The sequence below is a fragment of the Streptomyces caniscabiei genome, assembly GCF_014930365.1.
GTDB lineage: Bacteria > Actinomycetota > Actinomycetes > Streptomycetales > Streptomycetaceae > Streptomyces > Streptomyces caniscabiei.
Genome location: NZ_JABXWI010000016.1, coordinates 15,848 through 39,258 on the forward strand (window position 1 = coordinate 15,848; position 23,411 = coordinate 39,258).

The 23,411-nt window shown below is 73.9% G+C and carries 22 protein-coding genes; 12 read left to right on the top strand and 10 right to left on the bottom strand.

What is annotated here, in order from left to right; all coding sequences use genetic code 11:
• Positions 1-20: 20 nt before the first annotated feature.
• Together HW837_RS36195 and HW837_RS36200 are read right to left on the bottom strand one after the other, a co-directional pair.
• The gene (locus HW837_RS36195; protein WP_045560376.1) at positions 21-785 is read right to left on the bottom strand and encodes an IclR family transcriptional regulator; all 765 of its coding nucleotides are present in this window, start codon (positions 783-785) and stop codon (positions 21-23) included.
• A gap of 60 nt (positions 786-845) precedes the next feature.
• The gene (locus HW837_RS36200; protein ID WP_234442685.1) at positions 846-1,700 is read right to left on the bottom strand and encodes a glycoside hydrolase family 16 protein; all 855 of its coding nucleotides are present in this window, start codon (positions 1,698-1,700) and stop codon (positions 846-848) included.
• Between the two features lie 253 nt (positions 1,701-1,953).
• Between HW837_RS36200 and HW837_RS36205 the strand changes: the two genes are divergently transcribed.
• Positions 1,954-2,943, top strand: coding sequence for an SDR family oxidoreductase (locus tag HW837_RS36205; protein WP_193381186.1), 990 nt, complete (start codon positions 1,954-1,956; stop codon positions 2,941-2,943).
• 74 nt (positions 2,944-3,017) lie between these two features.
• Here the strand turns inward: HW837_RS36205 and HW837_RS50485 are convergent, their stop codons facing one another.
• A complete protein-coding gene (locus tag HW837_RS50485) occupies positions 3,018-3,791 on the bottom strand; it encodes a cytochrome P450 (protein WP_390623612.1) in 774 nt (257 codons plus the stop codon).
• A 62-nt stretch (positions 3,792-3,853) separates the two neighbouring features.
• Here HW837_RS50485 and HW837_RS50490 point away from each other — a divergent pair, with 62 nt between their 5' ends.
• Together HW837_RS50490 and HW837_RS36215 are read left to right on the top strand one after the other, a co-directional pair.
• Positions 3,854-4,021, top strand: a complete 168-nt coding sequence (locus tag HW837_RS50490) for a hypothetical protein (RefSeq protein WP_408995502.1) — start codon at positions 3,854-3,856, stop codon at positions 4,019-4,021.
• A 554-nt stretch (positions 4,022-4,575) separates the two neighbouring features.
• The gene (locus tag HW837_RS36215) at positions 4,576-5,064 is read left to right on the top strand and encodes a DUF5709 domain-containing protein (RefSeq protein ID WP_045560379.1); all 489 of its coding nucleotides are present in this window, start codon (positions 4,576-4,578) and stop codon (positions 5,062-5,064) included.
• Between the two features lie 402 nt (positions 5,065-5,466).
• On the opposite strand, the gene HW837_RS36220 is transcribed toward HW837_RS36215, so the two are convergent.
• The 3 genes from HW837_RS36220 to HW837_RS36230 all read right to left on the bottom strand — a co-directional run bounded on the left by HW837_RS36220 (position 5,467) and on the right by HW837_RS36230 (position 10,981).
• Positions 5,467-7,791, bottom strand: a complete 2,325-nt coding sequence (locus HW837_RS36220; protein ID WP_193381187.1) for a S9 family peptidase — start codon at positions 7,789-7,791, stop codon at positions 5,467-5,469.
• A complete protein-coding gene (locus HW837_RS36225; RefSeq protein ID WP_045560380.1) occupies positions 7,764-9,548 on the bottom strand; it encodes an N-acetylglutaminylglutamine amidotransferase in 1,785 nt (594 codons plus the stop codon). Before HW837_RS36225 ends, HW837_RS36220 begins: the two co-directional genes overlap by 28 nt.
• A gap of 242 nt (positions 9,549-9,790) precedes the next feature.
• On the bottom strand, positions 9,791-10,981 hold the full coding sequence (locus HW837_RS36230) for a carboxylate-amine ligase (protein WP_093789942.1): 1,191 nt from the start codon (positions 10,979-10,981) through the stop codon (positions 9,791-9,793).
• Between the two features lie 396 nt (positions 10,982-11,377).
• On the opposite strand from HW837_RS36230, the gene HW837_RS36235 reads away from it, so the two are divergent.
• Genes HW837_RS36235 through HW837_RS36255 form a run of 5 tightly spaced genes read left to right on the top strand, consistent with a single transcriptional unit; the run spans position 11,378 to position 15,555 of the window.
• Positions 11,378-11,938, top strand: coding sequence for an RNA polymerase sigma factor (locus HW837_RS36235; RefSeq protein WP_045560382.1), 561 nt, complete (start codon positions 11,378-11,380; stop codon positions 11,936-11,938).
• Positions 11,935-12,771, top strand: a complete 837-nt coding sequence (locus tag HW837_RS36240) for a zf-HC2 domain-containing protein (RefSeq protein ID WP_045560383.1) — start codon at positions 11,935-11,937, stop codon at positions 12,769-12,771. Before HW837_RS36235 ends, HW837_RS36240 begins: the two co-directional genes overlap by 4 nt.
• Positions 12,768-13,601 (top strand): ABC transporter ATP-binding protein, encoded by an 834-nt coding sequence (locus HW837_RS36245; protein ID WP_045560384.1) that lies wholly within the window; start codon positions 12,768-12,770, stop codon positions 13,599-13,601. The genes HW837_RS36240 and HW837_RS36245 overlap by 4 nt, the downstream gene beginning before the upstream one ends.
• Positions 13,598-14,980, top strand: coding sequence for a hypothetical protein (locus HW837_RS36250; RefSeq protein WP_045560385.1), 1,383 nt, complete (start codon positions 13,598-13,600; stop codon positions 14,978-14,980). The genes HW837_RS36245 and HW837_RS36250 overlap by 4 nt, the downstream gene beginning before the upstream one ends.
• Complete coding sequence (locus tag HW837_RS36255; protein ID WP_193381188.1) at positions 14,977-15,555, top strand: hypothetical protein; 579 nt, start codon at positions 14,977-14,979, stop codon at positions 15,553-15,555. Before HW837_RS36250 ends, HW837_RS36255 begins: the two co-directional genes overlap by 4 nt.
• A 63-nt stretch (positions 15,556-15,618) precedes the next feature.
• Here HW837_RS36255 and HW837_RS36260 read toward each other — a convergent pair whose 3' ends face one another.
• Entirely contained in the window at positions 15,619-17,271 is a 1,653-nt protein-coding gene (locus HW837_RS36260; protein WP_237270528.1) for a dolichyl-phosphate-mannose--protein mannosyltransferase, read from the bottom strand.
• Between the two features lie 178 nt (positions 17,272-17,449).
• Between HW837_RS36260 and HW837_RS36265 the strand changes: the two genes are divergently transcribed.
• Together HW837_RS36265 and HW837_RS36270 are read left to right on the top strand one after the other, a co-directional pair.
• The gene (locus tag HW837_RS36265; protein ID WP_193381189.1) at positions 17,450-18,304 is read left to right on the top strand and encodes a GNAT family N-acetyltransferase; all 855 of its coding nucleotides are present in this window, start codon (positions 17,450-17,452) and stop codon (positions 18,302-18,304) included.
• Positions 18,305-18,484: 180 nt separating this feature from the next.
• Positions 18,485-19,048, top strand: coding sequence for a hemerythrin domain-containing protein (locus tag HW837_RS36270; protein WP_045560389.1), 564 nt, complete (start codon positions 18,485-18,487; stop codon positions 19,046-19,048).
• 117 nt (positions 19,049-19,165) lie between these two features.
• Here HW837_RS36270 and HW837_RS36275 read toward each other — a convergent pair whose 3' ends face one another.
• The 3 genes from HW837_RS36275 to HW837_RS36285 form a co-directional block, all read right to left on the bottom strand.
• Positions 19,166-19,336: a hypothetical protein gene (locus tag HW837_RS36275; protein ID WP_177261872.1), complete on the bottom strand. Its 171-nt coding sequence runs from the start codon at positions 19,334-19,336 to the stop codon at positions 19,166-19,168.
• Positions 19,337-19,423: 87 nt separating this feature from the next.
• A complete protein-coding gene (locus tag HW837_RS36280; protein WP_093789939.1) occupies positions 19,424-20,308 on the bottom strand; it encodes an SDR family oxidoreductase in 885 nt (294 codons plus the stop codon).
• A 407-nt stretch (positions 20,309-20,715) separates the two neighbouring features.
• On the bottom strand, positions 20,716-21,402 hold the full coding sequence (locus tag HW837_RS36285) for a GAF and ANTAR domain-containing protein (protein ID WP_234442686.1): 687 nt from the start codon (positions 21,400-21,402) through the stop codon (positions 20,716-20,718).
• Between the two features lie 196 nt (positions 21,403-21,598).
• Here HW837_RS36285 and HW837_RS36290 point away from each other — a divergent pair, with 196 nt between their 5' ends.
• Together HW837_RS36290 and HW837_RS36295 are read left to right on the top strand one after the other, a co-directional pair.
• Positions 21,599-22,756 carry an aromatic acid exporter family protein gene (locus tag HW837_RS36290; protein ID WP_078853716.1) on the top strand — a complete coding sequence of 386 codons (1,158 nt, stop codon included), beginning with the start codon at positions 21,599-21,601 and terminating at the stop codon, positions 22,754-22,756.
• Positions 22,757-22,933: 177 nt separating this feature from the next.
• The gene (locus HW837_RS36295) at positions 22,934-23,401 is read left to right on the top strand and encodes a hypothetical protein (protein ID WP_093789937.1); all 468 of its coding nucleotides are present in this window, start codon (positions 22,934-22,936) and stop codon (positions 23,399-23,401) included.
• The last annotated feature ends 10 nt before the right edge of the window (positions 23,402-23,411 follow it).

Consider the following 23,411-nt stretch of genomic DNA (forward strand, 5'->3'; position numbering starts at 1 on the left):
GTGCCACAAGGAGGTGATTTTCAGATAGTGAGCGACAGGCCCCTGGTCACCCGGCTCGCGGTCGGCAGCAGCCGGGCCCTGACCTCGTCGAGCCGGGAGAGCCGGTCCGCCCGCAGCGAGACGCCGAGCGAACCGAGCGTGTCCCCGCTGTACACGGGGACCGCGACGCAGACCGTGCCGAGGGCGTACTCCTCCAGGTCCGTGACGGCCGGCGCGACGGGAGAGGAGTCCAGCCGGCGCAGCAGCTCCGGGGCGTCGGTGATGGTCCGCGGGGTGAGGTCGGCCAGGCGGTGCCGGGAGAGGTAGTCCTTGCGGGACTCCTCGTCCAGTTCGCGCAGGACCGACTTGCCCAGCGCGGTGGCGTGCCCGGCGTCCTCGAACCCCACCCAGAGGTCCACCCGGGGCGCCCGGGCGCTGTCCACGATCTCGGCGACCCGGATCTCACCGTCCTCGTAGAAGGTGAGGTACGCGGCGGTGGTCAGCTCGTCCCGCAGGGCGGCGAGCGTCGGCCGGACCCGGCTGAGCAGCGCCTGCCCCCTGCCGGTGGTGTGCAGCGCCGTCACCTTGTCGCCGAGGACGAACCCGCCGTCGGCCAGTTTCCGCAGGTAGCCGTCGTGAACGAGGGTCCGCAGCAGGTGGTAGGCGGTCGCCAGCGGCAGCCCGGTCTCCCGTGCGAGCTGTTTGGCCGGCGCGCCGTTCTCATGGGCGCTCACCGCCTCCAGCAGGCGGAAGGCCCGCTGCACGGAGGTGATGAGCGTGGGGCCGGGGCCTTCGTGCGCAGCCATACGACCAGCGTGCGCCGGGCGCGCGGCCCGGGCAAGCGCCGCCCGGCCGGGACGGGGCGGTCACTTCCATCCGTACGCGTAGGCCGCGACCCAGGTGATGTCGAGCTGGGCGCTGCTGCCCGGGGCCGCGCCCGGCCCCTCCAGGGCGCTCTCGTTCTGCAGCACCCACGACAGCGGCCGGTCCGGCACGCCCCGGGTGTCGTGCCCCACCAGCCGCCCGTCCACGTAGAACCGCACATGGCCGGGCGTCCACTCCGTCGACACGGTGTGCCAGTCCGTCCAGTCGTCGCCGCCCGGGAAGTAGCCCTGCTCCCCGCCGCCGCAGGGATGGTGGAAGGCGGTGAGACCGCCGGTCCACTCACCCTCGGGATGGTCCATCTCGCAGCCGCCGCCGTAGTGCAGCCAGGCCGACTTGTACCCCGGCGCGAGCTTCGTCACCTTGATACGGGCGCTGTACTTGCCGTACTTCATCTGCATGACCGCACGGGGTACCACCGCCGCAGCGTGCACGGGACCTCCGTCGGCGGGCCGCCACATCCGGATGAACATACGGCCGTCTCCGTTCTCCGCAGGGCCCACGCGCACGGTGTCCTCCGGGTGGTAGACACCCACGACGTCCCGGCCCCGGTCGTTCGCCGTGTCGCGCCAGCCCGTCGGGTACGCCCACCAGGTGTCGCGGTAGGCGCCGCGCAGGCCCCCGCAGTGCGCGGCGGAGGTGTCGACCCGGTGCTCGCAGTCGCTGAATCCGCCGAGCGGCACCCGGTCGCCGTCGAAGTCCTCCGCGAGGACCTGCCAGAACGGCCCGCAGTCGCCCCGGGGCAGCTCGGTGCTCGAGACACGGCAGGCGTCCGCCGACACCGGCGCTCCCTCGGCACGGGGAACGCCGACGAGCGCCACCAGCAGCAGGAGAACCACGGACGGCCCCAGCGCCCGTCCACGACGTTTCGGTGCCGCGTGCGAACCCATCAAGAGCCCCCTTCGACCCACCGCGGGATGCGTGGTGCGAGGGAGCATCCTCACCGCCCGCCCGCTCCCGCGCCATCCCCACGAGGGGCTGCCTACCGGAGGGGCGCGCTCCGCCGCCGCCGAGGTGAATCGACGGTTTCGGGTACTCGGGGCCGGAGCCGGACGCGACACGTCCGGGACATCGGAACCGAGGAGGTACGCCATGCGGCTGCGGGAACACGTGGTGGTGGTGACGGGAGCGTCCGGCGGGATCGGCAGGGCCACGGCCGAGGCCTTCGCGCGCAAGGGGTGCGCCGTGGTGCTCGCTGCCCGCCGGGAGGAGGCGCTGGAGGCGACCGCCCGGGAGTGCGAGACGCACCGTGGGGTGCGGACGCTGGTCGTGCCGACCGACATGACGGACGCCAAGGCGGTCGACGACCTGGCGAGGCGCGCGGTGGAGGAGTTCGGCCGGATCGACGTCTGGGTCAACAACGCGGCCGTCAACGCCTTCGGCCGGTTCGAGGACGTACCGCTGGAGGACTTCCGCCGGGTCCTGGACGTCAACGTGATGGGCTATGTGCACGGGGCGCGCGCGGTTCTGCCGGTGATGCGGGCGCAGGGGCGAGGCACGCTGGTCAACATCTCCTCGATCGTGGGAGCGGTCGCCCAGCCCTACAGCCACCCGTACAGCATGTCCAAACACGCGGTCCAGGGCTTCGGATCGAGTCTGCGGCAGCAGCTGCGGGTGGAGGGGGTGAAGGGCGTGCGGGTGTGCACGGTGATGCCCGCGACCATCGACACCCCGCACTTCGAGCAGTCGGCCAACTACACCGGGCGCAAGGTGGTCGCCATGCCGCCCGTCCACAGCCCCGAGCGGGTCGCCAGAACGGTCGTCGACCTGGTCCGTCACCCGCACCGGGAAGTGGTGGTCGGCTCCGCCGGGCGGGCCCTGGTGCGCCGGGCACGCAGGAATCCCGCGCTGGCGGAGCGGGTGATGGCCCGGCAGACCGACAGGACACATCTCTCCCACGACGAACCGGCCCCGGCCACCCACGGAACGCTGCACGTGCCCGCTCCCGGCGAAGGAGCCGTGCACGGCGGCTGGGGCGGCCGACGGCGCACGGCGCTGCGCAGGACGGCCGTCGTCGCGGTGCTGGGCGCGGGTGCGGCCGTCGCGGGCCGCAGGATCGCCCGCGAGACGACCGCGGCCTGACGGGAGGACCGCGGCCTGACGGGAGGACCGCGCCCCGTCGGGTCCGGGAGGCGCGGTCGCGCGTCGTGTGCTGCCTACTCGGGTGCGGGCACCCGAGTAGGCACCCGCACCGACTCCATGACGAAGCCGCTGCGTACGCGCGCCGGCATCCGGGTCAGCGGGATCCGCAGGTCCTGGGCCGGCACCTCGTACGAGAGCCGGGCGAGCCTCGGCCCGAGGGCCCGCAGCAGCGCGACGGTGACATCCTCGCCGGGGCAGCGATGACCGGTGGTGCGGTCGCCGCCGCCCTGCGGCACCAGGTCGTCGCGGCGGGGCGGCCGCTCCAGGAAGCGCTGCGGCTCGAAGGTGTACGGGAGATCCCACAGGTCGGGGTCGTGGTTCTGCCCGTACAGGTCGAGCAGGACCATGGCGCCCGCCGGGATCGGCTCGCCCCGCCACTCCAGGTCGGTCACGGCCAGTCCGCCGACGAAGGGAGCGAACGGGTAGAACCGCCGCAGCTCGTGGGCGAACGCCACGGCGTACTCGGTGTCGTCCTCGGCGAGCCGCTCCTTGACGTCGGGCCGCAGCCGCAGCGCGTGACCGGCGTAGGCGACGAACCAGCACACCGCGACGGTGGGGCGCACGATGTTGAGGAGCTCGACCGCGGCCGTGTGCGGGTCGAGGGGCAGGCCGTCGGCGTCCTGGTGCCGGACCACCGTGTCCAGCGGCGATCCGGGAGGCGCGGTGGCGGCGCCCTCGCGGATGTCGCGCACCAGTCCCTCCAGCCAGGCCTCGCTGCGGTCGCGGGCCCGGCGGGCCCGCCAGTGCCGGCGCCCCGGTGTGGCGAACCCGTCGACCATGGCGACCATGTCGCGGGCCGTGTCGGCGGGCCCGCCAGTGCCGGCGCCCCGGTGTGGCGAACCCGTCGACCATGGCGACCATGTCCCGGGCCGTGTCGACGGCGGCGGCCTCGTCCAGGGGGATCCCGGCCCACCGGCAGACACCCAGCGCGAGCACCCGGCTCGCCTCGTCGAACAGAACGACCGAGCGGCGGCCGGGCCACGACTCCGCGGCCGCGTCCCAGGCGGCGCCGACGTGATCCACCAGGTCGGAGACCGCCTTCGGGCCGGTGAGCTGCGACAGGAACATCTCCTTGCGCACGCGATGGGCCGGACCGTCCAGGGTGTGCACGGCGCCGTGGCCGAACAGGGTGCTCAGCACCGGGCCGGGCAACGCCGTCGCCCGTTCCACGTGCCGCTCGTCGTAGAAGAACCGCACGGCCTCCGGGCCCCACAGGGCGACGGTGTGCCGTCCCGTCAGTCGGGCGCGGACCAGGGGACCGGCGGTGCGGCGCCGGCGGTCGGGCAGCCAGGTGTAGCCCTTGACCAGGGCCGCGAGAGAGCTGTCGGCCAGGGGAGTGCGAGGACTCGGTTTCATGCGGACCCGAGTGCCCGCCCGGGTCGGCCGGTAACGCGGACGGAACGGCCACCGCACGGACGGCCGAGGCCCGTACTCCCCGGACGGCCCTACCTGTCCCGAGCCGACGCTACGAGGGGGGCGAGGGTGGCGATCACGGCACGGAGGTGTGACACCCCGTGGAACCCGGTACTCCGCACGGAGACACGAACCGGCCGACCACCCCCGGAGGCGATCATGAGCGAGGAGAACATGGCGGACGATGCCTACCAGCCCACCGGTGGCAACGAGGAGCAGGAGGACGCCACGCCCCTCGATCTGCAGGACGCGATCGACGAACGCACGTACGACGACATGCTGGACGAGGGCTACTCGCCGCCGGAGAGGCCGCTGGGCGTCACCAAGCGCGGCACCACGGCCGCCGAGCAGCACGAGGGCGAGTCCCTCGACGACAGACTGCGGCAGGAGGTGCCCGACGTGGAGGTCCCGGCCGGGGACGGTATCGGCGACCTCCCGGGCGGGGAGGGCGAACCCGTCGATCCGGAGGCCGGATCGGATCGCGCGGGCCGCCTCGTGGCACCCGACGAGGGCGTCCGGACGGACACCACCAAGGAACTCGTCGCCGAGGACGAGGGCATCGACGGCGGAGCGGCGGGCGCCGAGGAGGCGGCCATGCATGTAGTCCCCGACGACCGGCTGCCCCCGGCGGCTCCGCCGGAGGACTGAATGGCCGGGTGCCCGGCTGGCACCCCACGCCGGATCCCCGGCCAGCACCCCACGCCCAAGCCGCCTGAGCCGGTCGCTCCGCCCCTGTGCCTCGCACGGCCTCGACCGACCGCGGCGCGGCCGAGCCGGGCGGGGCACACCTTGAGCACGAGAGTGTCGGCCGGGCTGCGCGCGGGGGACCGATGGCTCGCCAAGCGACTGGCGGCCCGGGACCCCGTCCGTGGGACGTTCCTTCGGTGGCCGACGCCGGTCGATCAACTGCTTGCCCAGCGCGTTGGAGCACACCTGCGCCAGCGCCATCGTGCCAGGACCCGCCTCCCGTGCCTGCTGTTCCTCGCGATGCGTCGGCTGCCCTGACCCAGGCGGAGCGGAGGCCGCGTGGTGGGCCGGGGCGGCGGTGGTCTACTCGGCGATGTGGCGCTGGAGCCAGTCGGCGGCGGTCCGGCGGAAGAGCCTCCGGCTGTCCGCGCGCAGGAAGTCGTGGCCCTCGTCGCGCAGCAGGAGCAGTTCGGCGCGCAGCCCGCGTTCGCGGGCCGCGCGGACGAACTGCTCGGATTCGCCGAGCGGCACATTGGTGTCGTGCTCGCCGTGGACCGTGAGGACGGGGACGCGCAGGGCGTCCACGCGGGTCATCGGGGACAGCGCGTGCAGCAGTTCGCGGTCGTGTTCCGGGTGGCCGTACTTGTGCGCGGCCGACTCCGCGATCCACGGCTCGGTCCCGGCGTAGAAGGTCGCGAAGTCGGACATGCCGCAGGCCGCGACGCCGGTGCGGAAGAGGTCCGGGTGCCACACGAGCGAGGCCATCACCAGATAGCCGCCGTAGGAGCGTCCCATGACGGCCAGCCGCCGTGGATCGGCGAGACCGGCGACGACGACATGGGCCGCGCAGGCGGCGACGTCCTCGATCGCGGCGAACCGGCCCGTACCGAGGTCGGCGTCGACGAACGACCGGCCGTGCCCTGAGGAGCCGCGCACGTCCGGAGCGAAGACGTCGAGCCCCCGGCCCAGCAGCTCGTGGTAGAGCGGGTTGAACACCGGGCGTTCCTGCTCCTCCGGCCCGCCGTGCAGATGGATCACACAGGGCGCGGGCTCCCCGGCGCCCCGGTCCGGAGCCCGGTAGTACCAGCCGCTCAGCGGCAGTCCGTCCCGCGCGACGGGCCGCAGCGGCACGGGGCGCACGGGCGGCCGGCCGGGCGGGACGGCGTCCTCGTCCCGGGACGACCACGGAGTCCGCCGGGCGGTGCCCTCGGGGAACCACCACACCCCGGGGCGGCGCTGTGAGCCGGACAGGGCCAGCACCAGCCCCGCCCGGCCGTCGACCCGCGGGATGCGCGTCACCACCTCGTGCGGCAGCGGCACCGACCGGGACGGCCCCACCCGGGCCTGCCCGGCGGACGTCGGCGACACGGAGGTGACCTCCAGCTCGGTGGCGCCGCGGACGTTCCAGGCCAGGGCGGCGGTGTAGCCGTCGTGTCCGAGCGCCAGCAGCTCGAGTCCGCAGTCCGCGCGCTCGGCGGCGACGGTCAGACCCGGCGACGCGCCCTCGGCGTCGAGCCGGACGGCGAGCAGCGCGGCGAACTCGCGTGCCGCGTCGCTGCGCAGCCACAGCGTCGTACCGTCCGGGGAGAACCGGCCGATCCACGGGTCGCCGTCGGCGACGTGCAGGGCGAACGTGGTCCGCAGATCACCGGTCCGTACGACAAGGGCCTCGCGCCGGCCGCGCGGCCCCCGGCGCAGCAGTGCCAGCCGCCCGTCCCTGCTGATGTCGCACACGCGCAGCGTCGCGGCGCCGCGTTCCACCGCCAGCAGGACGGGTGCCGCCACGCCCAGGGGGTCGACGAGATAGGCGGCCAGGCCTCCGCCCGACGCCCTCTCGCGGGCCGCCTCGCCATTTTCCCTGGTCCGGGCACCGGGCATCCCCGTACCGTGCGCCTCGGGGCCCTCCGTGTCGCGGTCGGCCGAGGGGCCGGCGTCGCCGTGGTGCGGGCCGCCCAGCAGCACGGCACGGCCGTCGCGGGTGGCCCAGCCCGCCGGCCGGGGGGCGGTGTAGGTGTCCGGATCGGCGAGGCCGGGTCCCGTGGGCACGGCCCCCTCCTCCCCGTCGGTGCCGCCCGGGGTGAGGACCGGCTCGGCGACGGTGACCGCGACGGCCGTACCGTCGTGCTGCCAGCAGCCCAGGTGGGCGGAGCTGCCCGGTTCGGCACCGGCCAGGATGCGCCGTCCGGTGCCGTCGGGCCGTACGCACAGCACTCTGGTGTGCTCGCCGCCGCCCGGCGCGGTGGTGTAGGCGATCCAGCGGCCGTCGGGCGACCAGGCCACCTCCTTGACGGGGTGGGGATCGGAGTCCAGCAGATGGACCTCGTCCCCGCCGACCGGCCCCGTCCACAGCTGGGGCACCCCGCCCCGGTCGCAGATGAACGCGACGTACCGGCCGCTCGGATCCACCGACGGGTACCAGCAGCCGTGCGACCGCAACGGCTGGGGGGTGTCCAGCGGCGCGGCGGTGTCGGGCAGCGGGACCGGCACCGGGGCCGTGGGCGCCGGGACGACGAGCGTGCGGGCGCTGCCGTCGGCCCCCGCCGCCCAGGGGGCCGACGGGGCGGCGGGACCGTGCTCCTCCGGGCGCCACGGCGCCCCGTCGACGAGGCCCTCGCCGACGGGGGAGGGGCGGGGGGAGCCCGTGCGGGGGTGCTCCCCGGTCACCTGATTCCGTGCGTTTGCAGCCATATCTCCAGCAAAGCTACCTGCCACAGCTCGTTCGCCCCACGCCTGGCGCGGTGTTCTTCCGGGGCCGCCAGCAGCTTGGCCACGTACGCGTCCTGGAAGACGCCGCGCGACCTGGCCTCGGGCGCGGACAGGGCCTCCCGGACCCGTCCCAGCACGGGGCCCGCCATGTGCTTGACGGCGGGGACCGGGAAGTACCCCTTCGGCCGGTCGACGACCTCGGCGGGCAGGACCCCGCGGCCGGCGGCCTTGAGGACGCCCTTGCCGCCGTCGGCGAGCTTCAGCTCCGGCGGGCAGACGGCGGCGAGTTCCACGAGCTCGTGGTCGAGGAACGGGACCCGGGCCTCCAGACCCCAGTCCATGGTCATGTTGTCGACCCGCTTGACCGGGTCGTCGACGAGCATCACCTCGGCGTCCAGGCGCAGCGCCGCGTCGAGCGCGGTCTCGGCGCCGGGGCGTGCCATGTGCTCCCGCACGAAGCGGTCGGACACGTCATGATCGGGCAGCATGTGCGGTTGCAGGAGTGCGGTGAGGTCGGCGTGCGACCGGTCGAAGTACGTCTCGGCGTACGTCGTCGCCGCCCGCTCCCTCGGCGCGGCGGCGATGTCCGGGTACCAGTGGTAGCCGGCGAAGACCTCGTCGGCGCCCTGGCCGCTCTGCACGACCTTCACCTCCTTCGCCACCTGTTCCGCCAGCAGGTGGAAGGCCACCACGTCATGGCTGACCATCGGCTCGCTCATCGCCTCGATCGCCCCGTCCAGGGCCGTCGAGACGCGGTCCGAGGGCACCATCAGCTGGTGGTGGTCGGTGCCGAAGTGCCGGGCGACCAGGTCCGAGTAGGGGAACTCGTCGCCCTCCTCGCCGCCCTCGGCCTCGAAGCCCACGCTGAACGTGGCGAGATCGCGCTGTCCCTCGTCGGCCAGCAGCGCCACGATCAGGCTGGAGTCGAGGCCGCCCGACAGCAGGACGCCGACGGGCACGTCGGCCACCATGCGCCGGCGCACGGCGGTGCGCAGCGCGTCGAGCACCGCGTCCCTCCAGTCGTCCGCGTCCATCGCCGCGTCCTCGGGCCTGCGGGTGTACGACGGCTGCCAGTAGCGGATGTCGCGGTGGCTGCCGTCGGGCTCCACCACCCGCACGGTTGCCGCGGGGAGTTTGCGCACGCCCGTGAGCACGGTGTGCGGTGCGGCCACCGTGGCGTGCCAGCTGAGGTACTGGTGCAGCGCGACCGGGTCGAGCGAGGTGTCCACGCCGCCGCCCGCCAGGATCGCGGGCAGCGAGGAGGCGAACCGCAGCCGCCCCGGCGTATGCGCGAGGTACAGCGGCTTGATGCCCAGGCGGTCGCGGGCCAGCACCAGGCGTCCGGTGGCCTGTTCGACGATGGCGAAGGCGAACATGCCGTAGAAGTGGTCGACGCAGGAGGTGCCCCACTGCTGGTAGGCCTTGAGCACCACCTCGGTGTCGGAGTCGGAGAAGAAGCGGTGGCCGAGGCCGCGCAGTTCCTCACGCAACTCCTTGTAGTTGTAGACGCAGCCGTTGAAGACGCCGGCGATGCCGCCCATGGGGTCCGTCATCGGCTGGGCCCCGCACTCGGACAGGTCGATGATCTTCAGCCTGCGGTGACCCAGGGCCACGGCGTTCTGCGACCACAGGCCCCTGCCGTCCGGGCCCCGGGGTGCGAGTCGGTCGGTCATGCGCTCGACGGCGGCCAGATCGGGCCGTCCGCCGTCGAAGCGGATCTCTCCGCTGAGACCGCACATCAGACCGCACCTCCTCGCAGGGGGTGTCCGACGGCCGGGCCCGGAGGTGATGCCTCCGTCGAGCACGGGCCGGTGCGTTTCGGATGCGTCTGCGTCTTGCTGGGCATGCGAGCCACTCCTTGATCACGGTGGCACCGGCACCACGGGGCGGACGACGCAGATCCGCGTCGGTGTTCTCCGCTCAGTGACGTGTCGCGGGGGGCGGGAGCCGGTGCCTGCCTCTCGCCCCGCCGCATGGGGTGTCAGCCGCCGACGGACTCCACCGAGTACGCCGCCGAGGTCCCCGCGGGGCCGGAGCCGCCGGCCGCGGTCACGGGGCGGCGGACGGCTCCGGGGCCGGTGCCGGGCCCGTACTCGCCCCGGGTCTCGGCGACCGCCGCCCGGACGCAGGCGAGCATGCCCTCCTGGTCGGCGACCTCGCGCAGCCGGTGGGCCGCGCTGCCCCGGGCCAGGGCCTCCTCGGTCAGCGCGTGGACGGTGTCCCAGTCGCCGTAGGCCTCCAGGGTCGGGCGCAGCCGGTGCACCATGGCGCGCACCACGTCGGGGGCGGGGGTGGCGGCGCGGGTGACCGGGTCGACGAGGGTGCCCTCCAGCCCCGACTGGGCGGCCCGCCAGACCGCGGCCCGCAGCCATTCGTGCCTGCCGTCGCAGCCCGCGCCGGGCCGTTCCAGGCCGGCCCTGGCGTCCTCGACGAGCGCGCGGAACAGGCCGGTTATGAGCACGACCGTGTCGGCGCGAGGGCAGGCGTCGCAGATGCGCAGCTCCAGGGTCCGCTGGTGCTCGCTGGGCCGCAGGTCGTAGTAGACCATCCCCGGGTCCTTGATCACGCCGGAGCGGATCAGGTCCTCGACCGCCGCGTCGTAGTCGTCGGCCCCGGCGAAGCAGCCGACCGGTCCCGCGGTGGGCCAGCGCTGCCACTGCATCGTGCGCCAGCTCGCGTAGCCCGTGTCCGAGCCCAGCCAGAACGGCGAGCTGGCGGACAGGGCCAGCAGCGGGGGGAGCCACGGCGAGATACCGCACATGATCCGGACGGCCGTGTCCCGGTCGGGCACGTCGACGTGGACCTGCGCGCTGCACACGAGCTGTTCGTCGGCGACCTTGCGGTACTCGTCGACGAGGGCCCGGTAGCGGAAGTCGGGCGTGGCGTCACCGGGGGTCACCCGCGCGAACGGGACGGTCCCGGCCGCGACGACGGCCAGGCCGAGGCCGGCGGCCGCGTCGTCCAGGCGCCGCCGTGCCCCGCGCAGATCGGTGTGCAGGGAGTCGAGCGCGGAGTGCACGGGGCTGTTCCACTCCACCGCCGACCGCTGGAGCTCGGCCTTGAACTCGGGCCCCGGCAGCCGGCCGAGGACCGCGCCGGCCCCGGGGACCAGCCGTCCGTTCTCCGCGTCCAGAACATGAAACTCTTCCTCTACGCCTACACGAACGGTCACGGCTTCTCCCTCATCCGTACCCGAGATCGCCCGCCGGGCCTGAGCCCTTCGACGACCGCTGCGTGGTGCGAGTTCCCGACAAACGCACAAATAGTCCCATCTCTGCACTTCCGCCGCCAATGCGCGTCGTGAGAGCGGCGCCGAGCCGGTCGCGGCGACGGATGTGGCGGGCGATGTCGAAGGCGGCGGTTGCCGGTCGACATGAGAGTGAAGGTGGAACGACCCAGGACTTCAGGAGTACCTCACCGCGCCCGCGACCGTGACTGCGGATTTGGCCATCTCCCTCGACCGGCACCGTGTGTCGGCGCCGTCGGGGTCGTCCGGCGTCCCCAGTCAGGTGTGACGGGCATCACGTCGACGGGAAAACCCGTCGCGCGGACCCCGCGTCTAGGGGGTGTGAGATCAGTCAGGAAGGCAGCGGACGAGCCGGACGAGGAACGCCTCGTCCGGCTCGTGGCCAGAGGCGACCGCGCGGCGTTCGACGAGCTGTACCGGCGCACCGCGCCATGGCTGGCGGTGCGGCTGCGGCGCCGCTGCGCCGACGAGCAGATCGTGGCCGAGGTCATGCAGGAGACGTACCTGGCGGTGTGGCGCGCGGCGGGCGCGTTCGCCGGGGCCGCCGTCGGAGGGACCGCCGTCGGCTGGCTGTGGACCATCGCCGCCCGCCGTCTCGTCGACGCGTTCCGGCGCAGGGCCCACCACGCCGAACCCCCGCCCGCGGCCGCCGCGCACCCCGTGGCGCCCGCCGCCGAGGACGAGGCGCTCGCGGCGACCGTCGGCGGCGACGTCGGGGACGCGCTGCGCCGCCTCGCACCCGAACTCAGAGCGGTACTGCAGGCCATGGTGCTCGACGGACTCACCGTCCGGGAGACCTCGGTCCTGCTCGGCGTGCCCGAGGGCACGGTCAAGACCCGTGCCCGCCGGGCCCGGACCGAGATGCGGAGGGCCCTGGCATGAGTGTGGAACACGCGTCGACGCGACTCATCGACGGTTACGCCCGCGGCGACACCGGCCTCGCCGCCGACGACGTATGGGCCCTGGAGGCCCATCTGGAGGTCTGCCCGAGCTGCCGGGACCGGCTGGCGGCCGCCGTCACGGTGACCGCGCCCGCCGTCACCGCCCTGGTCGGCACCGTCTGGGCCGGCCTCGAACCCCGGCTCGCCATCACCGCCACGATGCCCCGCCGCCGACGGCTGTCGGCCCGGCTCTCGACGTGGCTGACACCCACGACGGTCCCGTGGCTCGCCATGGTCGTCAGCGTGACCCTCCTCGCACTGCTGTTCGACCTCGCCGATCCCGGCACGGGAGACGGCTCAGGCGCCGGAGAGGTGTCCCTGGTGCTGCTGCTCTCCCCGGTCCTGCCCGTGCTCGGCGTCGCCGCCTCGTGGTCACGCGGCCTGGACCCGGCGTACGAGCTGACGGCCTCCGTGCCGAGGGCCGGGCTCCCGCTCGTGCTGCGGCGCACCGTGGCCGTGCTCGTCCTGGTCGTGCCCGCGCTGTTCGCCGGCGGCTGGGCGACGGGGGTGACGGCCGCCCAGTGGCTGCTGCCCTGTCTGGCGTTCACCTCGACGACCCTGGCGCTCGGCGGAGTCGTCGGCGTCACCCGCGCCGCCCTCGCGCTGGTCGGGGTCTGGGCCGCCGTGGTCGTGGCGCCGGCCCTGGCCACCGGCCGCACCCCCCTCGCCCTCAGCGCGGACGGACTGCCCGTGTGGGGACTGATCCTCGCGCTCGGCATCGGCGTCGTGATCGCCCGCAGGGGCGCCTACTCCGTGCTGGGAGCCCATCGATGACCAACCGGAAGGACCCCCTCGTGATGACCGCGGTGACCGCGGCCGACCTCGCGCCGACGCCCTACGCCTGGGAGATCCGGGCCACGGGGCTGAAGGTGAGGGCCGGTCGGAGACGCATGGCCGTCGACGGGCTCGACCTGTCGCTCGGCACCGGCGTGCACGGCCTGCTCGGACCCAACGGCGCAGGCAAGACCACCCTCATCCGGGCCCTGGCCACCGTGCTGCGCCCGGCCGAGGGCACCCTGGAACTGCTCGGCGAGCACGCGGGAGGCCTCGGCGAACACCGGGCGCTGCGCCGCCGGATCGGCTATCTGCCGCAGGAGTTCGGCTACTACAAACGGTTCACCGTGCGCGAGTTCGTCGAGTACATGGCGTGGCTGAAGGAGGTGCCGAAGGCGGACATCCCCGGTGCGGTGCAGCGGGCGATCGAGCGGGTCGGCCTCGCCGACCGCGCCGACGAGCGGATGAAGGCGCTGTCGGGCGGCATGGTGCGGCGCGTCGGCATCGCCCAGGCCATCGTCAACGACCCGGCGATCCTGCTCCTCGACGAGCCGACGGCCGGCCTGGACCCCGCCCAACGGCTGCGCTTCCGCGAGCTGTTGCAGGAGCTGGGCACGGACACCTGTGTGGTCGTCTCGACCCATCTGGTGGAGGACGTCGCCGCCGCCTGCACCGACGTGGTGCTCTTCGCCGAGGGCCGGCTGGTCTTCCAGGGCACCCCGGACGAGCTGGCCGCCGCGGGCGGCCCCGACCACGTGGGCGACAGCCCGCTGGAGCGCGGCTACTCGGCCCTGCTGCTCGACCCCCGCCAGGAGAGGGGCACCTGGTGAACGGCCGCGTCCTGCGCATCGAACTGAGGCGCTCCGTCGCCCCCTGGGCCGGCGCCGTCTCCCTCTGCGTCGCCCTGGCCTTCCTGTACCTGGCGAGCGGACCGTGGTGGAAGGGCGCCGCCCTGTGGACGAGCCAGTGGACGTCCATGGCCCTGTGGACCCGGTTCCTGCTGGCCGTCCTGTGGCCGCTCGCGCTGGCTCTCGGCGCCCTCCAGGGGTTGCGCGACCACCGCTCGCGCATGTCCGAGCTGCTGACGAGCACCCCGCGCCCCGCACGCCACCGCGCGGCCACCACCGCGGGCGCCACGGCGATCACGGTGACCTCGGCCTTCGCGCTCGTCGTGCTCCTGGGCGCGGCCCAGGTGGCCGGCGCCGCCGAGTACACGCACCTCGGCTGGCTGCCGATCTCACTGGTCGGCGTGCTCGCGCTCGTCGCGGGGGCGCTGCTCGGCATGGGGATCGGACGGAACCTCCCCTCCCCGCTGACCCCGCCCGCGCTGGCCGTGGCCGCTTTCGTGTTCGTCAACCTGCTGCGGATGTCGACGGAGTCGGCGGTGCCGACGGCCAGTTGGGGACCGAGCGGGGTCACGCTGCTGTCACCGGCCGTGGACGAGGTGCGCGACGTGTTCGTGACCCTGTCCACCCCCGTCCACCTGGGCCAGACCGTCTGGCTGCTCGGCATGGCCGTGACCGGCTTCGCGCTGCTCGCCGCCGCGACACCGCGCGCCCGGCTGCTCGCCCTCGCACCCGTCCTCGCGGGCGCGGTGATCGCCCTGCTCGTCCTGCCCGCCGACCCGCGCCGCGTCTACGTCGTCGACGAGGCCGCCGCGGCCCAGGTGTGCGACGGACCGGTGTGCGTGGCGGCCGCGCACCAGGACCGGCTGGCCGCTCTCGCCGGCCCCGGGAAGAAGGCGTTGCGCCTCATGAAGGGCGCCCTCGGCGGCGAGGCGCCGACGTCCGTCCGGGAGAGCACCGCACGGCGAGGGATCTTCGACCCGCCGGAGCGCTCCCGTACGGCCGTGCTCGTGGACTTCGGCGACGACGTGTTCGGCGACACGGAGGGTGAGCAGCTGACGCGGGCCCTCCTCGGGCAGGGCATCGCGCCGAACTGCTTCGCCCGCAGCGCCGGCGAGAGCGGCACGGCCAGCGAACTCGCCGCGCAGGGCGTCGTCGCGGGCTGGGTCCTCGGGGACCTGCGGCCGTTCACCGGCACCGTCCACACACCGGCTGACCAACTCGCCACGGCCCGCCCGGTGTTCACCGAACTCAAGGCCCTGCCGTGGTCCGAACAGGTCGCCCGCGTCAAGGACGCGCACACCGCCGCGGTCTCCTGCTCGGGCGACCCGCTCGACATCCTGGACGGCGGTACGGCCCGATGAGATGGCTGACCCTGTACGCGCGCTCCCGGCAGGTGCCCGCGTCGCTCGCCGCGGTGGTGATCGGAGCGGTGGCGGTCTGGGCGCTGGCCGCCCGGGACGGCGGGGGCCCGGCAGATCCGAAGACGCCCGTGTTCGTCCTCGTCGCCGGGGTGACGGCCGCCTCGATCGGGCTCGGCGGGCAGGATCTCGCCCTGGACCGCACGGCCGCGATCGGCTGGCGGCCCCGCAGGGCGGCCCACGTGCTGCTCATCGGCGCGGTCGTCGGCGCCGTCCTCCTCGCGGTGGCGACGACGACGGACACGGACCTGGCCACGACCGCCTTCGTCGTCCGCGACAGCGCCGGGCTGGCGGGGCTGGTCGCGCTCGGTGCGGTGGCGTGCGGGGGAGCGTACGCGTGGACCCCGGCGGTCCTCTGGCTGTCGTTCTCCGCCTTCGCGCCGGCCCCGACCAGCCTGCCGATGGAGGTCGCGACCTGGATGCTGCTGCCGCCCGGCACACCGGCGGCCACCTGGACGGCCCTCGCCCTCGCGGTCACCGGCACGACGCTGTACGCCTTCGTCGGCCCGAGGCGGTAGCCGCTCCGGTCGGCGGCGGGTCTGGACGGGGGTGTCCCGGCGGCGGGTGCACGGCGGCCGGGCTCATATCCAGGTGTCGAGCCACATCCGGGCCTGCCAGTCGGGATACGGGATCGTGAGGCCCGTGTAGATCGGGAAGAAGTAGATGAAGTTCCAGGCGATGAGCAGGACGAGCGTGCCGACCGCCACCGCCCCCCGGTTGCGGCGGTCGGCACCCGCGCCCGGCGGACCGAGCAGCGCGCCCAGCGTCATGGCCACGGCCAGACACAGGTACGGCACGAACACGACCGCGTAGAAGGCGAAGGTCGTACGGTCCTGGTACAGGAACCAGGGCAGATACCCGGCGGCCACCGCGCACAGCACGGCTCCCGCGCGCCAGTCCCGGCGCAGCGCCCAGCGGAACAGCAGATACCCGAGGGCGCAGCACGCCGTCCACCACAGCAGCGGCGTCCCCAGGGCGACGATCGCCTGGGAGCAGCCGGTCAGCGCGTGGCACCCCGCCTCGCCGGGCTCGGGCGAGCGGTACGAGAAGAGCACGGGACGGCCGAGGACCAGCCAACTCCACGGATTCGACTCGTACTTGTGGGAGGCGTCCAGCCCCACGTTGAACCGGTAGACCGCGGACTCGTAGTGCCACAGGCTGCGCAGCGGGGCCGGGATCCACGACCAGACACCGCCGCGGCCGTCCGCCCAGTGCCGCCCGTAGCCGTCGTCGGTCAGGAACCAGCCGGTCCAGGTCACCAGATACGTCACCACGGCGACCGGGGCGAGCGAGAGCACCGACCGGCCGAGGTCCTTGCGCAGCACCGCCCGGTACGGGTGCCGGGCCCCCGCGACGCGGCGGGCGCCGACGTCCCACAGCAGCGTCAGGACCATGAAGAAGACCAGGAAGTACAGGCCGTTCCACTTGGTCGAGGCGGCGAGGCCCAGACAGACCCCGGCCGCGAGCCGCCACGGACGCCGTCCCGTACCCGCCCGGTCGCCGGTGTCCCCGTCCGGGCGGACTCGCCCGTCCGGGGCCACCGGCAACGCCGCCGCGAGCCTGGCGCGGGCGTCGTCCCGGTCGAGCAACAGACAGCCGAACGCCGCCAGGACGAAGAACATGACGATCAGGTCGAGCAGCGCGGTCCGGCTCATCACGTAGTGCAGACCGTCCACCGCCATCAGCGCGCCCGCCAGACAGCCCAGGAACGTGGAACGGAACAGCCGGCGTCCGACGCGGCACAGCATCAGCACCGACAGTGTTCCGAGGAGGGCCGTCATGAAGCGCCAGCCGAACGGATCGAGACCGAACATCCACTCGCCGACGGCGATCACCCACTTGCCCGTCGGCGGGTGCGCGACGAAGGAACCGGTGTCGGAGAGCGGGATCACCTGCGGGTCGGCCAGGAGCTGCGGGTCGGCGATCTTGCGGTCCGGCCAGGTGCCCTCGTAGCCGAGCCGCAGCAGCGACCACGCGTCCTTGGCGTAGTACGTCTCGTCGAAGGCCAGTTCGTGCGGCTGTCCGAGGCGCCAGAAGCGGATCGATCCCGCGAGCAGGGCGACGAGCAGCGGCCCCAGCCACCCCATCGCCCGCGCGATCCGGTACGCGGGCTCCGGCCCGAGCCCCAGGCACTCCCAGATCCGGGTCCCCGGCTCGGGGAAGGGCGGCACCAGCCGTTCACGCGGGTCGGTCCGGTCGACGGACACCGTCGTCGGTCGGGGGCCGTGAAGCATCGCGATGACAGAGTCCTTCGAGCGTGTGCACGAACATGGCCCTGGAGATCGTAATAGGCGCACGCGTTCGACCGGCTCGGGCCGGCGCCCCGTGTCGTACGGCGACGGCCCCCCGGCGGCCAACTGCCCATCGACAGCCGGGAATCCCGGATGCGGGGCGGCGCCGCCCCGTGGTGGGATGCGGCACGTGAGCGAGACGTTGCAGACCCGTATCGAGCGGTACTACACCACCGTGCCGTCGCTGTTCGCGGACGTCGAGGAGTTCGGACCGCTACGGCTGTTCGTACGCGGGGAGCCGGGCGCTCCCTACTACGGTGGGCCCGGCCATGCCCAGCCCGCCGTGGGAAGGGCCGCCGCGATCGGTACGGCCGACATCGCGCGGGTACGGGCCAGGCAGCGGGAACTCGGTGTCCCCGAGGCGTTCGAGTGGCTGGCCGAGTCGGCGCCGGCGCTGCGGGCCGCCGTCGAGGAGTCCGGACTGCCGGTGCTGGAACGCCCGTTGATGGCGCTGGATCCGTCCCACCGCGTCGACCCGCGCCCGGTGCCCGACGGGGTCACCGTCCGGGCGCTGACAGCGGATGATCCGGTGCTGCCCGCGGCCCTCGCCCTGCCGAGGCTCGCCTTCGCCGCCGAGGGCTCCGCGGTGGGCGACGCGGGGCCCGCGCGGTTGGCGGAGGTGGCCGCGGAACTGGCCGTGGACGGCACCGTGGACACGGTCCGCCCCGTTCTCCGCGCCGGGCACAAGGCGCTGGTCGCCGCCGTCGCCCCGGACGGTACGCCGCTGGCCGTCGGCCACTACCACCCGATGGACGGCACCACCGAGATCGGCGGCATCGGCACGCTCCCCACCGCCCGCCGCCAGGGCCTGGCGGCCGCCCTCACGGCGGCCCTGGTCGCGCGCGCCCGCGACCACGGGGTGACCACCGTCTTCCTCGCCTACGCGCAGGAGAGCGTCGCCCGCCTCTACGCCCGACTGGGCTTCCGCCCCGCCGGCTGCACCCTGCTGATCGCGGACCAGCCCGCCCGGTCGTGACCGTCGAGCGGCGATGACGACCGGGTCCCTCCTGAAGCTCCCCGGGAGGGCCGCGTGGCTGGGCCGTTCGCGGGTACTCGGGGTCGCGCCGAGGGCCCGACGGGGTCCGCCGGGTACGGATGGCCGAAGCGCGACGCATCGCCCCCAGGGAAGCGGTGCACGAGGAGAGGAGCGGGAGACATGGGACACGGCGGAGACGTCATCGACGAACTGACCACGGACCACGGGGAAGTGGAGGAGATGTTCGGCCGGATCGAGGCACTGCCCTCCGGGGACCCCCAGCGCAAGCAGCACATGGACCAGGTCACCATCGAGCTGGTGCGTCACTCGGTCGCCGAGGAGGCCTACCTCTACCCGGCGGTCCGTGAGCACCTCCCGGACGGCGACGCGATCGCCGACCGTGAGCTGGAGGACCACGCCGAGGCCGAGCGCACCATGAAGGCGCTGGAGCGGTGCGAGGCCGACGACCCCGACTTCGACCTGTTGGCCACCCAGCTGATGAGCGAGATCAGGTCGCACATCCAGGACGAGGAGAACAACCTCTTCCCCAGGCTGCGCGCGGCCTGCTCGGCGGACGACCTCAACCGCCTGGGCGACAAGGTCCGCACGGCCAAGAAGACGGCACCGACCCGGCCGCACCCCTCGGCCCCCGACACCCCGCCGGCGAACAAGCTGCTCGCCCCCGGGATGGGACTGGTCGACCGTATGCGCGACGCGCTGAGCGGCCGGGGCAAGGACGACTGACGAGGCGGACGGCGGTGGCCGGACGGGCGGACGGCGGTGGCCCGCCCGGCCACCGCCGTCTTCTGGTCCGTTCGGCCACCGCCGTCTTCATGGTCACCCGCCCCTGACGCGTCGTCGTCAGTCGTCACCCCTGACGATGTGCGAGTCCGTCCCGGGTCCCACCGCCCCGGCGCGGTCCCGCTCCGGCAGGGCGGGAAGGCACAGACGCACGCCTTTCCCGCGCCGGCGCCGGGCCTCGGCCCAGCCGCTCTCGCGGACGACGAGCTTCTCGACGGTGTGCGTGCTCACGGCGTCTCATCTTCTTTCCGAACCCGGTGACGAACCGCTACTGGTGTGCGCCCACGGGTGCCCGGTGCCGGCGCGGCCAAACGGCCCTCAGGGCAGCGGGGTGCCGCCGGTGGCGTTGAGGATCTCCGCCGTGACGAAACTCGCCCGGTCGGAGGCGAGGAACACGTACGCGGGTGCCATCTCGGCGGGCTGGGCGGGCCTGCCCAACGGAGCCTGCTTGCCGAACTCCTTGGTGTCCGGGAGCGTCGCCGGGATCAGCGGTGTCCACACCGGCCCCGGCGCCACCGCGTTCACCCGGATGCCGTCGGCGGCGACCATCTGCGCCAGGCCCTGGGTGAACGTCACGATCGCGCCCTTGGTCATGGCGTAGTCGAGCAGGTGCGGACTGGGTTTGTACGCCTGCACCGACGTGGTGTTGATGATCGAGCCACCCGACGGGATGCGCGGCAGGGCGGCCCGGCACAGCCAGAACATGCCATAGAGGTTGGTCCGGACGACCCGGTCGAACTGCTCGGTGGTGATGGCGCCGATGCCGTCGGCCTGCGCCATCTGGTAGGCGGCGTTGTTGATCAGCACATCGATCCGGCCGAACTCGGCGACCGCCCGCTCCACCAGGCGACGGCACTGCTCCTCGTCGCGCACGTCGCAGGGCACGGCGACCGCCTTCCGCCCGGCCTCCTCGACGAGCCGGGACGTCTCCCGGGCGTCCTCGGCCTCCTCCGGCAGATGGGTGAAGAGCACGTCCGCGCCCTCCCGGGCGTACGCCAGGGCCACCGCGCGGCCGATCCCGGAGTCCCCGCCGGTCAGTACCGTCGCCCGGTCCTGGAGCAGGCCGCTGCCCCGGTAGGAGTCTTCCCCGTGGTCGGGCGGCGGGTCCATCGCACCGGTCCAGCCGGGATGCTCCTGATCCTGCTGGGGCAGATCGGGCTGAGGGTAGCGCTCGACCGGGTTCCGCACGTCGTCGTCGTTCATGGGGACGGCCCTTCGTCGGGTGGGGTGGGTGGGCGGAGGGCGGAGGGCGCCCCCGCGTGGCCCGTGCCGGGTACCCGCTCCCACCTGCTCGACTCCGTGCGGACCATGGGCCCCGGGCGCGACCCGGACCCGAGCGCAAGTGGTCGCGATCCCGGAGTGTGGGCGGGCGAGGCGGGGGGACTTGGTGAGGAGGCCGGGTTCGGCGGCGCTCCCCTGGGGGTCGGCCCGGCCAGGCTTCTCTGGTTCTGACTGTGTGCCGGAGGAGCCGTCCCCCTCACACACGGCGGCGCCGCCTGCCGTGGGCCGCCGGCGGGGCCACCAGCCGTGCGGCCGCCGGTGGGGCCACCAGCCGTGCGGCCGCCGGTGGGGCCACCTGCCCCGAGGCCGGGCTACGACGCGCTCCCGCGTCAGAGGCTGCCCTGCTCGCAGACCCGGCGGGCGACCTCACGGAGCTTGATGTTGTGCTCCTGCGAGAAGCGGCGCAGCACGTCGAACGCCTCCTCCTCGCTGAGGTGGTGGCTGCCCATGAGGATGCCCATGGCCTCGCCGATCAGATGGCGGGTGGCGACGGCCTGCTGCAGCTGCGCGTGGGTGCGCGCGCTGGAGAAGGCGACCGCCGCGTGCGAGGCCAGCAGCCAGCCCGCCAACTCGCTGGCCTCGGTGAACGCACCGGGCCTGCGGGAGTAGAGATTCAGGGCGCCGAGGTCCTCGTCCTCGGTGAACAGCAGGAAGCCCATCATGCTGCCCACCCCGAGCCGCCGGGCCTCTGGGGCGTAGGCGGGCCAGCGCGGTTGCCCGACGGAGAAGTCGGAGATACGGAAGACCCGCTCGCCCTCCGATTCCCGGGCGGCGTCGAAGCACGGCCCCTCCCGCAGCCGCTCCTGGAGCCGGTCGCTGTCGACGACCAGCTGTTCCGTGGGGGCGAGCGACTCCACCGACGTACCGTGCAGCACAAGGATGCCGGCCGCGTCACAGCCCTCCACCAGTTCGGTGGCCGAGGCGGTGATCCGTTGCAGCGTGGCGTCGACCGAACGCTGTGCCAGCAGGTCGCGCGCCATCGACGCCAGCTGCTGCGCGAACCGGTCCCAGCCCACACCGTCCTCCGTTCAACGCGGCCCGGAAAAGTGCTCGTACCCAGCCTTGCACGGGGCCCGTGCAGAGGCGGTCACGACAGCCGCCTTCCCGAGCCGGGGCGAGGTACGCCACCGTCGTCGCGGCGCGCGGCGTCACCAGGGGCCGGCATCGCGATCGGCAGGTGCGGCGCGCCGCTGACGTGGCACTTGGTGAGGCATGGAGTGGACCGACAGGGTGATGCGGGAGACGCGGCGGCGCGCCGCCGAAGCCGTACGGACGGTGCGGTGGGCCTGGGCCGGACCGGGCCGGGAACGGGATCTGGTGGCGCAGGCCGGCAAGGCGGCGCTGGCGGCATGGGTGGCGTGGGCGGTCGCGGGCTGGTGGCTCGCCGCCCCCATGGCGTTCGTGGCGCCCTGGGTGGCGGTGGTCCTGGTGGAGTCGACGGTGTTCCGGTCGCTCGCCCACGGGTTGCAGCAGCTCGGCGCCATCGCCGTGGGCACGGTGGTGGCCACCGGTGTGGCCCTGGGGGTGGACCACACGATGGTCACGATGGCCCTGGTGCTGCCGGCGGTGCTCCTGCTGGGCCAGTGGCAACGGCTGGGGAGCCAGGGCGTCTACGCCGCCACCGGCGCGCTCTTCGTGCTGACCGGCGGCCAGGTCACCGTCGCCGCGTCGGCCGCCCGTATCGCCGAGGCGGTCTTCGGCGCGGTGGTGGGCGTCGCGGTCAACGCGCTGATCAGGCCCCCGGTGTATCTGCGGGACACCCGCGCCGCGCTGCGGGACGCGGCGCGGGAGGCCGAGGCGATCCTGGACGCGGTGGCGGAGGGGCTGGCCGCAGGCGAGTGGGAGGCGTACCAGGCGGGGGAGTGGCACGAGCGCGCCCTGCGGCTCGGGCGGCTGGTCGACCAGGCCCGGCAGGCCATCGGCTGGAGCCGGGAGAGCATGCGGGTCAATCCGTGGGGACGCCGCAGGCACGCCGTCACCCCTCCCGGCAAGGCCTACGCCGACGCGCTGTCCGTGCTCGACCACGTGGCCGTCCACACCTCGGGCGTGACCCGGACGGTGTGGGAGGCCGCCGAGGGCGGCGGGAAGGCTGCCCGGCCGGACGCGGCGGTCGCCCGGCCCTACGCGGACTTCCTGCACCGCACCGCCCGCGCCGTCAGCCTCTACGGACAGAGCCGGTTCGCCCCCGGCGGCCAGGACGACGCAGGCGCGGAGGAACTGCGCGAGACCGTCGCGGAACTCCGTCGCGGCCTCGACGAATTCCGGGTGCGGCTGCCGGGCGCCGTCGCCGACGACCCCGACGCGCTCGTGACGTACGGGACGCTGCTGGCCCAGGCGCATCGTCTCGCCGATCAGCTCGTCCCGCGCTGAGGAACCGTGGTCACGACGCGATGTCCGGTAGTTATCCGGTACTTATCCGGGTAGTAAACGGTCATTGTCGATAGATACCGCTCAACTTAGGCGCTGTTGACGAGGCGTCACTACCCTTCGGATACCGAGCGTCACCGATGGGGCGTCTGTCGGTCCATGTTCAGCAGGGGGGCATTCATGGGTTCCGTCGAGCGGCCTCGCCGCGTCGTCGTTCCGCCGGGCACGCCCGTCGCGCACGGCACCGCCCGGACCGTCGCGCCGTACACGCCGGGACCGGCCGCGACCCGGGCGTTGTACGCCACCCGGACGCCGGAACTCTGCGGCCGGCTGCGCCGGTTGGACGCCGCCGTGGACGACGCCTCGGTCCGGGACATCGCCGCCTGGCTGCACGAGGAGTACGTCGTCCGGGGAGCTCCGGTGCCCGTGGGATTCGTCGCGCCCTGCCTGCTCGGCGCCCCCTACGTGGACCACCGCCTCGGCCTCGACGGGCGCATTCTGGGGCACTGCGCGGCACATGACGTGATGCCGCCCCCGTTCGACGGCGCCCGCATGCTGGCCCGCTCGGACGCGTACGCGTTCGTCGAGGTGTACGCCGACGGACTGGTCCTGCCCGTGCTGCCCGACGGCACTGTCGTCAGGCCCTGAGACGACGCAT

What these genes read in the sequence shown, in the direction of transcription:
- HW837_RS36245 (WP_045560384.1), top strand. Translation starts at nt 12,768, where the DNA reads ATGACCAACCGGAAGGACCCCCTCGTGATGACCGCGGTGACCGCGGCC.
- HW837_RS50490 (WP_408995502.1), top strand. Translation starts at nt 3,854, where the DNA reads ATGGCGACCATGTCCCGGGCCGTGTCGACGGCGGCGGCCTCGTCCAGG.
- HW837_RS36255 (WP_193381188.1), top strand. Translation starts at nt 14,977, where the DNA reads ATGAGATGGCTGACCCTGTACGCGCGCTCCCGGCAGGTGCCCGCGTCG.
- HW837_RS36295 (WP_093789937.1), top strand. Translation starts at nt 22,934, where the DNA reads ATGGGTTCCGTCGAGCGGCCTCGCCGCGTCGTCGTTCCGCCGGGCACG.
- HW837_RS36260 (WP_237270528.1), bottom strand. Translation starts at nt 17,271, where the DNA reads ATGCTTCACGGCCCCCGACCGACGACGGTGTCCGTCGACCGGACCGAC.
- HW837_RS36240 (WP_045560383.1), top strand. Translation starts at nt 11,935, where the DNA reads ATGAGTGTGGAACACGCGTCGACGCGACTCATCGACGGTTACGCCCGC.
- HW837_RS36205 (WP_193381186.1), top strand. Translation starts at nt 1,954, where the DNA reads ATGCGGCTGCGGGAACACGTGGTGGTGGTGACGGGAGCGTCCGGCGGG.
- HW837_RS50485 (WP_390623612.1), bottom strand. Translation starts at nt 3,791, where the DNA reads ATGGTCGCCATGGTCGACGGGTTCGCCACACCGGGGCGCCGGCACTGG.
- HW837_RS36215 (WP_045560379.1), top strand. Translation starts at nt 4,576, where the DNA reads ATGAGCGAGGAGAACATGGCGGACGATGCCTACCAGCCCACCGGTGGC.
- HW837_RS36225 (WP_045560380.1), bottom strand. Translation starts at nt 9,548, where the DNA reads ATGTGCGGTCTCAGCGGAGAGATCCGCTTCGACGGCGGACGGCCCGAT.
- HW837_RS36270 (WP_045560389.1), top strand. Translation starts at nt 18,485, where the DNA reads ATGGGACACGGCGGAGACGTCATCGACGAACTGACCACGGACCACGGG.
- HW837_RS36195 (WP_045560376.1), bottom strand. Translation starts at nt 785, where the DNA reads ATGGCTGCGCACGAAGGCCCCGGCCCCACGCTCATCACCTCCGTGCAG.
- HW837_RS36265 (WP_193381189.1), top strand. Translation starts at nt 17,450, where the DNA reads ATGCGGCACGTGAGCGAGACGTTGCAGACCCGTATCGAGCGGTACTAC.
- HW837_RS36220 (WP_193381187.1), bottom strand. Translation starts at nt 7,791, where the DNA reads ATGGCTGCAAACGCACGGAATCAGGTGACCGGGGAGCACCCCCGCACG.
- HW837_RS36280 (WP_093789939.1), bottom strand. Translation starts at nt 20,308, where the DNA reads ATGAACGACGACGACGTGCGGAACCCGGTCGAGCGCTACCCTCAGCCC.
- HW837_RS36290 (WP_078853716.1), top strand. Translation starts at nt 21,599, where the DNA reads ATGGAGTGGACCGACAGGGTGATGCGGGAGACGCGGCGGCGCGCCGCC.